Genomic DNA, 13,071 nt, shown 5'->3' with positions numbered 1-13,071 from the left:
AAAATAAGACAATAGACATTTCTACCGGGCTTTATTAAAAGTGAAGAAACCGTACAGATCCTACGCCTGCATTCAGGCATGATCTGTACGGTTTTTTGTCATTATTTTATAACATCTGAATTATCATATTGTTGCTCTATCCGTTTCGTTAAAACCTATACTATCCTGCCTTCACTGGCACCTGCTCTCCCTGCCATAGCAACTGCATCTCTTCATTGCTTTCAAGTAAATCGGCCAGGTTTCCTTCGGCTTCAATACGACCATCTTTCATAACGATAATGTGATCTGCCTTGGTAAGAGCGGCCTTGCGGTGAGATACGGCAATACATGTGACATCTCTCTCTTTAAAGAGTCCGTCCCATACCAGCTGCTCTGTTTCCACGTCAAGCGCACTGGACAGATCATCAAAGATAAACAGATCTGCCTCGGTCATCAGCATTCGCGCTGTTGCTGATCGCTGAATCTGACCTCCGGATAACATGACACCTCTTGGTCCTACAGGTGTTTCCAATCCTTCATCCAACTGTTTGATATCTTTATCCAAAACAGCCAGTCGAATGGCTTTTTCCAGCGCTTGATCTACATTCCCCTGTTTACCTTGAACGATATTTTCTCTGAGCGTGTCACTGAACAGCCTTGGAACTTGAGGCGTATATGCAGCTCTAGGTGGCATAAGAAATGTTGCCGGATCTACGTGCTCTCCATTCCAGAGAATTTCACCCTGTTGCTTGGGCAGAAGTCCAAGCAGTGTACGAACCAGTGTGGATTTACCAGAACCGATGCGTCCTGTAATGACAAGAAATTGTCCCTGTTTCAGCTTGAAGTTGATGTCTTGTATACCGTTTGAGGATTGCTCATAGCGATAGCTAAGACCATTCACTTCAAGTTCACGCAATTTCTCCTTCGGATTTCTTGCTTCGTTTACTGGCTCTGGCGGCTCTTCATTAAGATAGATTTCCCGTTTCTCCATAATCCGATCCTCTTCACCTGGACGAAAAAGTGTTCGCATCCGATCATAAGATACTTTGAGTCTTTTATGCTGGAATACCATGTATCCGAAAAGTGAAATGCTGAACCCGATATTAACGAGATAACTCGTAAATAAGGCAAAATCACCTACCGTAAAGTTACCTGCCTTCATTTCCGCAGCACACATCAACAAAATAAGCCCGGTACATATACTTAGTACATGCTGATTAAGTGACTTCATCCATTGCTTGAAGAGATTGTCTCTTAAGGCAGCCTGACGTCGTTCTTCATTCAGCCGATTGAACCGTGTGGAGACATGCTCTTCTGCCTGACCCAGCTTCAGTGCCTGCACAGCCCCAAACGTCTCGGCAATAAAACTGGTAATACGACCTGTGGCTTCACGATTAACCTGTGCATACTTTCTTGCACGATTACCTGAGAGGTTATTCAGAAGCGTTACCACCAAAAGCGGTAAAACAGCAACAAGTGTAATCTTCCAGTTAATGTTGGCCATGATCGCAATGGATACCACTGCAAAAACCAATCGACCCCAAAAATCCACCCAGGATTCGATATATTCAACCACTTCATCGACATCATCCCGGAAACGACTCATCGCTTCACCCGGAGATGCAGGAAGATTCCGTCCCGGCCAGCGCATAATGCCAGCCAGCATATTCGTCCGCAAAATGGCCTGAATATGATACATATAGGTCACCCAAGCATGGAAAGCGACAAAGAACGTGCCTACACGGGTCAAGCGGAACAACGCGATAACAATGAGCGGTACAGCAAGCCACATATAGTCCGCCCTTCCTGTTGATGTCCGGTCAAAGAACCACTGCATCCCAAGCCCCATTGCTAGGGGAAGCGAATGAAAGATACACCATAACAAACCGTTAATAAGAAACAAATAAGGCTTAAAGCGAAACAAGCGCCCTATAAATCCTGTTACATTCATGCCAGTTCCTCCTCTTGGCCCGTGACCAGAAGTCGTGCATAATGGGAGGACGGATTATTCGCAAGCTCCACTCTTGATCCGAATTCCAGCAGCTTGCCTCCACCAAGAACCATAATCTTATCCACCTTCTCCAGCGTGGCTAATCTATGCGCAATAATGATACCTGTTGATCGTTTCATTAATTCATCAATAGCAGATTGAAGTAAATTCTCGGTCGCTGCATCAAGCCGTGAAGAAGGCTCATCCAGTATGACCAGACTCGGCTCCGTTAGAAATACACGGGTCAAAGCGAAGAGCTGCGCTTCCCCTGCGGATAATGAAGCACCTCCTGCAGTTAGATGTGTATCCAAGCCTTCCGGCTGTGTATCAATCCAGTGATGTAACCCCAGTCGCTCTGTTGTTTGCTTAATCATGGCATCCGATACTTCTGAATTAAACAAAGTCAGATTGTCACGTAGCGTACCATCAAACAACTGCACATCCTGTGTCACCATCCCCACTCTGCGATACAGAGCCTGCATGGATAACTTCGTAATATCAGTTCCACCGATACGAATCGTGCCCTGATCCAGATTGTACAGACGTAGAATAACACGGCTCAGACTTGATTTTCCACTTCCCGTTCGACCGATGATGCCTAGCCGTTCTCCCGGTTTCACCGCAAAGGTGATATCCTGAAGCACAGGTTTATCCTCATTGTAACTGAAATACACCTGATTAAACTCCAGTCCAAGCGGGCCATCAGGTAACCTCTCTTCGCTTCCGTCCTCAATCTCGCTTCGTAAAGACAATAATTCGCGTGAACGAAGCATACCTGATTTTGCCTTTTGAAACTCCTGTACCTGATCGCCAAGCAACTCGATAGGTTCATTCAACATCTGGCTGTATTGATAGATCAAAAACAAGGTTCCAATGCTGATTGCACCTTCGATATAGTAGTGCACACCCAGAAGCAAAACGACCGTAACGGATACAATAAACATGACCACCGTGGTGTTCCAAGGGATAACCCTAAGCATCCATGCCTTCCGGCCTTTGAGGAAAACGGTGCGCATCGTACGAAAGAATCGGTTCATCACATATGGTACGTGTCCATTCGCCTGCACGTCCTCAATACCGGCAATTCGTTCCTCAATCAAGCTGAACAAGGAAGCACTGGCGGCGCGCTCATTTTTGGAAGACTCCACTCCAAGATTGCGAATAATGACCATGAACAGAATAGATAATAACGTAAATACGGTCATAACCAGTGCGATTGGCACATTAATCGTAAACATGAATCCCAGAATACCTGCGAGCAGAACAAAACTGCCGATGACCTGTACGATAAACATAGCGAAGAAGTTCGAAATGCTCGTTACATCGCCATCCACGCGTTCAATCATCTCTCCAGGTGTTTTGACGTTATGAAAACGCATATCCAGCCTCAGGCAATGTTTCAGTAAATCTCCACGCATCCGGTTGGTTGCCCGCCAGGCTACATCGTTTCCTAAATAACTGACCGCGATCGTGATCAATTGATTGCTCACGGCAATGAGCAGGAAGAGCCCGGCAAGCTGTACCAGATCACCCAGAATCCCGCCGCTTGCAGCCGTATCAATGAAACGTTGAATAATCTGTGGATTGAGAAGCTGCAGCCCTGTTGACGTTAACAACATGATCAGCAACACGGCCAGCTTGCCTTTCACCGGCTTTAAATATCGTAGCAGCCATGACATGGAGCGTTTTTCTGTTTTGGGCACCAGCCCCACCCCTTTAATTAAAAATTTCACTCGGATTTATACTTTGTCGCGCGCATAATTATCATTTGAATGTTGAATCTTCCAACTACACTTTTGATTACCTTCGCTATGACGAATCATGTATGAGCGTATTGTAATCAGCAAGGCCTCCCGAAGAAACACATTGTTTGCATGCATTAACCATAGTTTATTCTTCCTTTCTTATGGATATAGATCGAACTTAAGTAACAACTTGGAATCGATTTCAATTCTTGCTTTTTTCCTTTCACTTTTACTTTTACTTTTACTCTTACTCATGCTCCTTTCCATGTGAACCGTCTGGTGGAATGAAAAAAAAGCCATAGATGAACGAAGTTCATCTACAGCTTGATTGGATCGAAAAGCCAGCCAGAAAATGTGACATTTCAGCTTCTTCTCTAACATCGCAGTATGAATGAGCGTCCAGACAGGATTGCAGTAAGCTGGACTGTCCAAACATGGTCAATACTCTACCTGGATAATGTCACTATGCTCATGCATATTCAATTATTGGTTGAAGCACCTGCGCTGGCTGATCCATCATTGTTTATCCCACCCGTTCCACATATTTGTTGTTTATTGTATTCGCTCATTCTTTATACGTCAACATAATTATTAACTGAATTGTTATTTACTTCATCTGTTAGAGTCCAATGTGTACAGATTCAGGTGTTTGCTTTTCTCTGCTGACAAGTCGCTTATGTGCTATCAGTAGAAAAGGAACCCCGAGTGCAGTCGTTATAGCAATGGGAATAAAGACGGCAAGTCCATTTCCCGCACCAAACTGGCTTAACAGCAACCCACCAATGACCGGAGCCGCAACATTTCCAATATTGTTGAAACCGATTGTACCAAAATACGTTCCTTTCCATTCAGGCTTTGCAATTCGGTCGATAAGCATATCCATCATGGTAAAGAGCAGCACTTCCCCTACTGTAAACAAGATGACACTGATCATCATCAGTACAATCCCTTCGGCTAGACCAAATAACAACAGACTTGCGGCAACGAGCAGATTCCCCAAAATAAGCGGTACAAGCGGCGGTGCATTCCGGAAAGTACGAACGAGTGGATACTGGATGATGAGCACGGTAATCGCGTTGAGTGAAAGCATATACGAGAACATCTGACTTCCATTTTCAAAGATTGGACTTCTCGCCAGATACTGAGCTAACGTAGAGCTGAAGTGGCCATAACCTAACACACAAAACGTCGTCCCAATTAGCACAGGCAAGAATACCCGATCCCGTCCGGTGGTCATGAGGGCTTCGCGCAGACGAGGTGCAATAACCTCTAGACGTCCGGGCAAATTGGCGTGATGCAGTTTAAATTGAAGTCCCAGAATCAGACCATACGCAATATAAACGAGCCCCGAGATGACAAAAGGAAACGTCGATTCCGATGATCCCAGCTGAAATCCGATAATTGGCCCGAACACGACCCCCAAGTTAATCGCTGCATATCTCAAATTAAACACTAGCAGTTTGTTCTGCGGTGAAGTTATGTCAGATAACAACGCTCTTGAGGTTGGCTCAAACACAGCCCGGCACAAACCGTTTAACGTGTTTGCAACAAAGAACACCCATAGATGTTCAGCTGCCGCAAAAATGAAAAATACAGCGGCCCAACTAAATACCGAGACGAGCATAACGATTTTGCGACCGATTCGATCAGAGATATATCCCCCGTAAAAGCTGACGAGCACTCCCGCCAGTGAACTTACCGCAACCGTGATTCCCGTCTGGTTCGGCGTGGCTTCAAGCACACGTGTCAGATAGATGGACAGAAACGGAATGCTCATCGACGTTACGAGGCGCCCGAACATCGTCCCAATAATAATGGTCCAGGCCAGCGGGTGAATTTGCTTCAAAATATGCTTCATCTTTCATTCTCCTATCTTGCTGCGTTCTCTATCTATCCTGTTGCTACGAAAATGGATGAATTCTCTCATCCTCATAGGTATAATTGTAAAGATAAAAGGGGGAAGTAAAAGTGTAATGTTTCATTCTCACTTTTCACCTTTATGGAGGATCTATACACATGGATACGATATACACTCACTTTTTAAGACTTGCTGGCTCTGATATGCTCTCGATTAAGATCAATGAACCTGTACCCGTAACGATTGAGAATCTGTCCTCCATCCTCTGTTGCACTCCACGCAATGTAAAATTCATTCTACGAAAGCTGGAAGATCAGAATTTTATCCATTGGAAACCTGGACGTGGACGAGGCCATCATTCCGAGCTTACACTACTGCGAAGTCTGAATGATGCTTTAGAATCCAACTTTACTGAACTGTTATTCAAAGGCAAACTGAAAGAAGCCATCGAGTTGATTGGAAGTGTGCAAATCGATGACTTGATGCGGGAAAAACTGATGCTTACTCTTCATGACCAGATGGGATTTCGCAGTTACACCGAAACCGCCTCTGGACAGGATACACTTCGCATGTTGAGATCACGTCAACTGGGTGATCTGGACCCGGCTTCGGTTTATACGGCTTTTGAAACCTATCTTCTTGGCCAAATATGCAACACACTGATTACTTATAACGCCCACACCGATACCTTCTTACCCGCACTTGCACATACATGGGAATCTAACAAAGACCATAAAGAATGGGTATTCTATTTGCGAAAAGGGGTTCGTTTCCATGACGGACGTGTGATGACATCTCATGATGTTCAGGCTTCATTGATGCGTTTGTTTGATACAAATTGTTCGTCTTTGTGGCTGTACCGTGATATTAAGCGAACAGAAGTGAACGGTGATTATTGCATCAGGTTTATATTGCATCGGGCGAACCGTTTTTTTCTGCATCTGTTCAGTTGTATTCGCATGACGGTACTGCCCGCGGATTATGACTCGAACCAGAATTTGGTCGGCACAGGCCCGTTTCAGATCACCGAGATGAATGAAGATGTGATTAAATTGAAGGCATTTGATGCTTATTTTGGTTTCCGTCCTCATCTCGATCAGATCCACATCTGGTTTCTCCCTGAGCCGGCTTCAAGCGACGGTTATTATGATATGTCTGGTACTGACCGGCTTAGTCTGCCTGGAAGCAGTCATGAGCGACCTCATTATATCGACTATCCTGCACTGGGATGTCAGTATATGCTTTTCAACTTCAATGTCCCGGGTTGCCATCATACACTCCCTTTCCGTCAGGCCATGCGCATCGTCTATGATCCGGTCAACCTGGTGAACGATTTGGGTGAAAATCGAATTACACCCGCCAGCAGTTTTCTCCCCTGGAAAAGCGCTGCACAGAGCTGGGAAGCCACATCACTCGTCGATGCTCAAGCATTGCTTGAACAATCGGGTTATCAAGGGGAATCCTTCTTGTTATCTTATAAGAAGAACAAAGATTCCGATGTGGCGGAGTGGATACAACAACGCGCACGCCAAATTGGATTACGGATTGACCTGGAGCCTTTTGACGATTATCTGGATGTCGTGAAGACCTCAGATGCACCTTTGATTCTCAGAGAAGAAATACTGGAGGACGACTGGCAGTATGGCATGATTCACTTTTTCAAAAACCAAAGCAATACGCTCCATGAGTACATGACTCCCGAGCTTCAATCCATATTGGATTCCCTGCTGGATCCCTTTCCACAGCTTCCTCACTCCGAGCGTAGCGATCTTCTGGAGCAGGCTGAAGAATTACTGCGGGAAAATAGCTGGATGTTGTACGGATGTCATATGAACAAAAAAGCGGAATTGCACCAGAGTTTCTACGGCATGCAAACTTCAGAGTTTGGATTCCTGGATATCTCGAAGCTATGGATCAAAAATCCATAATTTTCACACGCTGAGAGATTGACATCCAGCAATACAAAATAACCCTCAGCCCTGTTAAAATACGGGTGAGGGTTTCCTTTAATATACATCGAATAGCAGTTATAAGTACGGTAATTCGTTGTAATTTCCATTAAGAAGATCATGCAAGTCATCTACATCTGTTGCGTCCATATTAGCCTTACCGTTCACGGCCGACGAGATAATCCAGCAGATGTTTTAAAAATGGAATCGGTTTAGGCATTTGACGTAATGCATCCGTAGCAAGACAGTAATGCTCCCACATCGCTTTTTGAGCACCTGTCTCTCCCAGAATGGATACAAAGGTTGAATTGTTATTTCGCTCATCCTGACCAGCAGGTTTGCCAAGGGTTTGTTGATCTCCTCCATAGTCCAGCAAGTCGTCCCTGATCTGAAAAGCAATGCCTGCATGATACGCAAACGCTTTTAGCGCGTCAATCTCCTCATCTTTTACTTCTGCCAAAATCGCTGGCATAACCAGCGCCGCCTCAAAGGCAATGCCTGTTTTGTAAAAACAAATCGTGTTTAGCTCCTCCAGCGAGAGCAGCTTCCCTTTCGAATCAAGATCCATCGCCTGACCCATACACATATCTTCTGCTTTTATAGCCGAATATTGAATCAGCTTCAGCACCGTTTGCGCATCAAATCGGTTCAATGAAGACTGCTCACGAATCGCTCGCTGAATCAGGAATAGTCCTGTGAGTTCTGCCGTCGCGCTATTATGCAACTGATGAAGCGTAGAACGTCCACGTCTTATCTCGGCATTATCCTGTGTGGGCAGATCATCAAAGATGAGTGAAGCGGTATGCATATATTCCATGGAGCGTAACAACGGCATGATTGCCGACTCGCTAAGCCCGTACTCCTGAACACCCATGACCCAAGTCAGGATCGGACGCAGACGTTTGCCATCCCCTTGCAGACTGTAGTTAGCCGCGTCCATCAGCTTCCCCTTCATTTCGAGCTCTTCAGTAGCTTTGTTAATCTGCAGTTCTACATTGATCTGCTCACGTACCGTTCGGATCGTCTGCTGGAACGACTCTTTCTCTTGTTTATCATTACTGAGCTGCGAAACAACCTGATCCCGTAACAATTTATCCAGAAAGTCCACGTCATCTGCTTTTCGCACCATTTGTTGTACTACTTGATTAAGTCCCGGTTGGGCTGAAGCAAAGATCGTCATGACCTCGTCATACTTCGCCTGACCGAGCCGCTCTCTGCAACGCTTCAGCCCGTTAATCGCACGATCCAGTATAACTTCCCTCGCCTTGGCATTGGAATGGTAGACATCATGGATTAAAAACGAGATGACTGCCCAGTACAGCTCATACGGGTTAATCAAATCCGGACGCAGGTCACGATATTTCAAATAATACGTGTAAGGTGTCACGGCCTCGTCCTGCATATCATCGAACATATCCGCAAAATCATCCGCAAGTTGATTATAAATCCCGTAATGGAAGGTGCGCAGATCAAACCCTTCATCTTCCGGTGCGCTCAGAACAGAACGAACAATCAATCGCGACGACGCCGACTTGATAATGATCGGAATGTACAGCTCTTCATTCGTATAATGCGCATTGGATAACTTCTTGCCACGATCGATCTCCTGCGATTGAAAGAACACATAAGACTGTTCAAAAAAAGTGTGTCGCATCTCTTCATGTTGATAGTTCCGAATATATTCAAAGGCCTCTCGAAGCTCGGAGTGTACATACCGAATCACTTCAAGCTGAGGTCCCTTCCATTCTCCAAGATCAGGCACAATGCCGGTAAGCAGAGCTTGTTGTATCATCGCCGAATACTGTTCCTTTTCCTGTGTAGTCAGCGCCTGAGAATCGAGAAGATCATCCACAAAAGGGTATGTTAAACCGTAGGAATAACCCAGCCTGATGGCTGCATCAAGCTTTGCGATCCGTTCCTCCCGCGGCGTGTCCTCTGTAAGCTCATCATCGACGTGAAGCACGACACCCAGAATAATCTTGATCAGTTTACGTTGAGCCTGTGCCGCATCGAGTTCTGGTGGGATGTTTGCTGCAACATGTTTTAATTTGTCCATCACCCAGATGACTGCCTCTTCAATCTGTTCTCGCTGTCCCCACCGATATAATGCTGCCGGGCTTATGTAGTCAGCCTGACGTTGTTGTTCACTTGCGACACGCATAAAATATGCTTGGGTATCCTTAGCGATACGCTGAATCTTGTCTTTTGTTTTCGGGTTATCCAGCGCCTGCCCCAGATCGCGCATGTAGATATATGAGATGCTGCGATCCAGATAATCATCGATCTTGCCTGTCGCATTGAGCCAATGCATATATTTCTGAATATCAGTGGCATCCGGTTTTCTTTTGCCAGCGAACCAGGATAACCAGCTCCAACGATGGATATGTTTTTTTTGCCAAATTCTAAAATCTTTCGTAAGTGTATCTATATGAGTATTATTCAGCAGTTGCTGAGAGAGTGTCACAAAATACTGAGATGCTTTCTGCTCTGCGTGACGATAAGCTTCATCCGCATTAGCCTCGGCTTTCGTCTGATTCATAAGTACGTTGTTCATCGGTCGATCCCTCAACTTCAGTTAAAGTTAAACATGGTCCGCTCATGTTCATATCCTATATACGGCACTTCGGCCGTTTGGTTACGAAATCGCTAATGTCTGAGAGATAAGAGCGTTAAATTAGAATATCGAAGACCATACTTTAACCGCAGTAATCGCGATCAGAAGAAGCAACGCATATCGAAGTAGCCGCACATTAACCATTGAACTTACTCTCGAGCCAATCGAAGCACCAATCAAACTTCCCAGCACCGTGTAAATAATCGGCTCCACCGGAATGTCTCCCGCAGATAACTTCCCTATAACCCCTCCTATTGCAGAGATGAAAACAATCGCAAGGGATGAGGCAATCGTTGTCCGAACCGGAATCTTCAGAACAGTCAACATAACAGGGATGAGTACGAATGCACCTCCAGCCCCGACAATTCCTGAAACGATCCCCACAGCAAGCGAAGTACTTGAAGCAATCATTTTATTAAACGTTAACGGTTGGTCCAGATCCAGCCGCCCCTTGCTCGGGATGAGCATTAAAACAATCGCTATGATCGCCAGAATGCCATAAACCAGATGAATCATACGTTCAGCCAGCATGCCTGAGATAAAACCACCAATTAAACTGCCCACCAGAATACTGCTTCCCATGTACAGTACCAGTTTGGAATCGATCACAGCGCCGCTAGTTTTGCCTGCTTTTGCTTTTCTGCGAAATGCAACTACGCCCGCAAGCGAAGCAAAGAACACTTGAAACATGCTGATGGCTGACACCTGATGAGCCGTGAACGGTTCGAGCCCTGCCATTTCCGGCACATACAGCAGGAGAGGGAAATTGATGATCGCCCCACCAATGCCAAGCAATCCGGAGAAAAATGAACCGATTAGACCCAGTATAAACATGATGAAGAACAGCAAAAGATCCATCGGCTATAACCTTCCTTTCATGAAGATAATACGAAGATACGAAATCAAAAAAAAGATAAAATTTCATTCCAAAAAACATATACAGGACACTTGGATTCGGGTATAATACTTTAAAACCAAGTAATTTAATCAGAAATGAGTGATTAAGCATGTTGAATGTGTTGAAGGCACTTTTTGTGAATACATGTCCTCGCTGTAACGAAAAATTACAAACACATCATGATGAATTATGCTCAGTCAAAACCTGCACTCATTGTCACTATAAAGAAGAAAGTTATGGCTCACTCGGAGTCCGTATTGTGTACGACACCACAAATGGATAAAACGAGCAGCCCTTATATTGTATCATGAACTCCTAAATTTCGGGATGATTCGACACTATTGTATGATGAATTTATTACAAGAGTGAACATGAAAAGGCACAGGATGATTACATCCTGTGCCTTTGGTTCATTTTAAATGCAATATGATTTAGAGTTAGATAACCCGTTATTTCGTTTTGAAACTCAGGAAGCCATCATCAACTGCCACTGTTGTACCGTTCATTGCATTCGCGGCATCACTGAACAGGAAGGTCACCACACTTGCTACTTTTTCCGGCTGGATCAACTCTCCGCGCATATGTTGAGTGGCCAATGCATCCTTCATGGCTTTGTCATTTCCCAGAATGGGAGTTTCGATGAACCCAGGCGCCACACCCAACACGCGAATTCCATGCTCGGCCAGTTCAAGTGCACCCGATTTGGACATCATCACTACTGCTGCTTTCGCCGCATTGTAGTTGAAGCTACCTACAGCTGCCACGCTTCCATAGATCGATGCTGTATTAACAATTGTGCCCCGTACGTTTAATTCAACCATTTTCTTCGCGCCATAATACATACCGTAGTATACGCTGTGTTGGTCTACATCAATAACTTTGTGATAGGATTCCGGGTCCATCTCCAGAAACGGCTTTACAAGACCGATCCCAGCGTTATTGAAAATTCCGTTGAATGTTCCATACTTTTCGACAGTCCAGTCAATCAAAGCTTTAATCTCATCACCTTTGGATACATCTACTTTATAAGCTCCGGCTGTGCCACCGGTTGCTTCAATCTCGGTCGCAACCTGTTTGGCTCCTTCTTCGTTAAAATCCGCGACAACGATTGTTGCTCCCTGTGCAGATAGTTGCAGTGCTGTTTCTTTTCCGATCCCGCTTGCTCCACCTGTGATAACAATGACTTTTCCCGTATGTTCGGACATAACATAGATCTCCTTTGCTAAATAAAATTGGTTTCAATTTACTGAACTAATGTTAGTTACTAAATAAACGTTTATATAATAACCATACTAGTCTATCATTCATTTGTCAAATGGGTCGATCATACGATGGGATTACGATAGACCGCATGTTATCCAACAAACAATTAATCACTATCATGGTATTCCTGATTGATACACGGCCAGCATTTTGGATCTTTGTCGTGATCCATATAGTTTTTCTTTCTTCAAAATAAATATGCAGAAAAGACGAGTAACCCTTCCAGATCACCCGTCTTCTGTAACTTTCCTGTTCAAATGCTCCTTAAGGAGAAGGAAAGATTATTCTTATATTTGAATTAAACCGATTATTCCGTTTGTAATCCACTCAGTGGTTCCTTCAAGCTGTTGATGTTGTTGATCAATTCCGGAATACCTGTTTTTTCCCAATTCTCTGCGGTAATCCCTTGCTCCGCAATGGATGTTTCAAATTGGTTCATTACCTCTGTCAGCTGATTATTATAACTAACCAGATTCTCATGAATGTTTTCTCCAATAGCAGGCGCACTCATCTCCGAAAATTCTGCGGCTTCTGCTTGAATCAGATCAATCTTCTCTTGAATCTGACCCGTTACATCTGGGTTGTTGATGGCATCCGTTGCAAGTTGTTGTAACTCGGTTCCAGCACTCGATACCTGATTAATATAATCCGTAGCACCGCTTACATAACTCAAACTTTGATTGGCTTGCTCTACAATCGAACAAGCGGATAGCATCAACATACTGGAGGCCACAATGGCTGTGATCATCGTCCTGTGTCTTCTTTTTCGCCTTCG

The 13,071-nt window shown here is 44.7% G+C and carries 8 protein-coding genes; 1 reads left to right on the top strand and 7 read right to left on the bottom strand.

All coding sequences use genetic code 11. The features are described 5' to 3' along the window. Positions 1–160 precede the first annotated feature (160 nt). The 3 genes from H7T88_RS11960 to H7T88_RS11950 all read right to left on the bottom strand — a co-directional run bounded on the left by H7T88_RS11960 (position 161) and on the right by H7T88_RS11950 (position 5,572). Positions 161–1,930: an ABC transporter ATP-binding protein gene (locus tag H7T88_RS11960; protein WP_221788616.1), complete on the bottom strand. Its 1,770-nt coding sequence runs from the start codon at positions 1,928–1,930 to the stop codon at positions 161–163. Continuing rightward, positions 1,927–3,672, bottom strand: a complete 1,746-nt coding sequence (locus tag H7T88_RS11955) for an ABC transporter ATP-binding protein (RefSeq protein WP_221788613.1) — start codon at positions 3,670–3,672, stop codon at positions 1,927–1,929. The genes H7T88_RS11960 and H7T88_RS11955 overlap by 4 nt, the downstream gene beginning before the upstream one ends. A gap of 661 nt (positions 3,673–4,333) precedes the next feature. After that, positions 4,334–5,572 carry an MDR family MFS transporter gene (locus tag H7T88_RS11950; RefSeq protein ID WP_221788612.1) on the bottom strand — a complete coding sequence of 413 codons (1,239 nt, stop codon included), beginning with the start codon at positions 5,570–5,572 and terminating at the stop codon, positions 4,334–4,336. A gap of 158 nt (positions 5,573–5,730) precedes the next feature. Here H7T88_RS11950 and H7T88_RS11945 point away from each other — a divergent pair, with 158 nt between their 5' ends. Further along, positions 5,731–7,500, top strand: a complete 1,770-nt coding sequence (locus H7T88_RS11945; RefSeq protein WP_221788610.1) for an ABC transporter substrate-binding protein — start codon at positions 5,731–5,733, stop codon at positions 7,498–7,500. A 178-nt stretch (positions 7,501–7,678) separates the two neighbouring features. Here the strand turns inward: H7T88_RS11945 and H7T88_RS11940 are convergent, their stop codons facing one another. The 4 genes from H7T88_RS11940 to H7T88_RS11925 form a co-directional block, all read right to left on the bottom strand. Further along, complete coding sequence (locus H7T88_RS11940) at positions 7,679–10,075, bottom strand: polyprenyl synthetase family protein (RefSeq protein WP_418792752.1); 2,397 nt, start codon at positions 10,073–10,075, stop codon at positions 7,679–7,681. 120 nt (positions 10,076–10,195) lie between these two features. Next, positions 10,196–10,993: a sulfite exporter TauE/SafE family protein gene (locus H7T88_RS11935; protein ID WP_154984141.1), complete on the bottom strand. Its 798-nt coding sequence runs from the start codon at positions 10,991–10,993 to the stop codon at positions 10,196–10,198. 489 nt (positions 10,994–11,482) lie between these two features. Next, positions 11,483–12,238 carry an SDR family NAD(P)-dependent oxidoreductase gene (locus tag H7T88_RS11930; RefSeq protein WP_154889381.1) on the bottom strand — a complete coding sequence of 252 codons (756 nt, stop codon included), beginning with the start codon at positions 12,236–12,238 and terminating at the stop codon, positions 11,483–11,485. A 365-nt stretch (positions 12,239–12,603) separates the two neighbouring features. Further along, positions 12,604–13,044: a DUF6376 family protein gene (locus H7T88_RS11925; protein ID WP_090924035.1), complete on the bottom strand. Its 441-nt coding sequence runs from the start codon at positions 13,042–13,044 to the stop codon at positions 12,604–12,606. Between the last annotated feature and the right edge of the window lie 27 nt (positions 13,045–13,071).

Origin of the sequence: Paenibacillus cucumis (ex Kampfer et al. 2016) (genome assembly GCF_019748695.1) — a bacterium.
Taxonomy (GTDB): domain Bacteria; phylum Bacillota; class Bacilli; order Paenibacillales; family Paenibacillaceae; genus Paenibacillus; species Paenibacillus polysaccharolyticus.
This window is presented reverse-complemented; position numbering and strand designations above follow the sequence as displayed.

Bases quoted from the DNA above. Each gene is read 5' to 3' on its own strand.
- H7T88_RS11935 (WP_154984141.1), bottom strand. From the start codon at position 10,993: ATGGATCTTTTGCTGTTCTTCATCATGTTTATACTGGGTCTAATCGGT.
- H7T88_RS11945 (WP_221788610.1), top strand. From the start codon at position 5,731: ATGGATACGATATACACTCACTTTTTAAGACTTGCTGGCTCTGATATG.
- H7T88_RS11950 (WP_221788612.1), bottom strand. From the start codon at position 5,572: ATGAAGCATATTTTGAAGCAAATTCACCCGCTGGCCTGGACCATTATT.
- H7T88_RS11960 (WP_221788616.1), bottom strand. From the start codon at position 1,930: ATGAATGTAACAGGATTTATAGGGCGCTTGTTTCGCTTTAAGCCTTAT.
- H7T88_RS11925 (WP_090924035.1), bottom strand. From the start codon at position 13,044: ATGATCACAGCCATTGTGGCCTCCAGTATGTTGATGCTATCCGCTTGT.
- H7T88_RS11940 (WP_418792752.1), bottom strand. From the start codon at position 10,075: ATGAACAACGTACTTATGAATCAGACGAAAGCCGAGGCTAATGCGGAT.
- H7T88_RS11930 (WP_154889381.1), bottom strand. From the start codon at position 12,238: ATGTCCGAACATACGGGAAAAGTCATTGTTATCACAGGTGGAGCAAGC.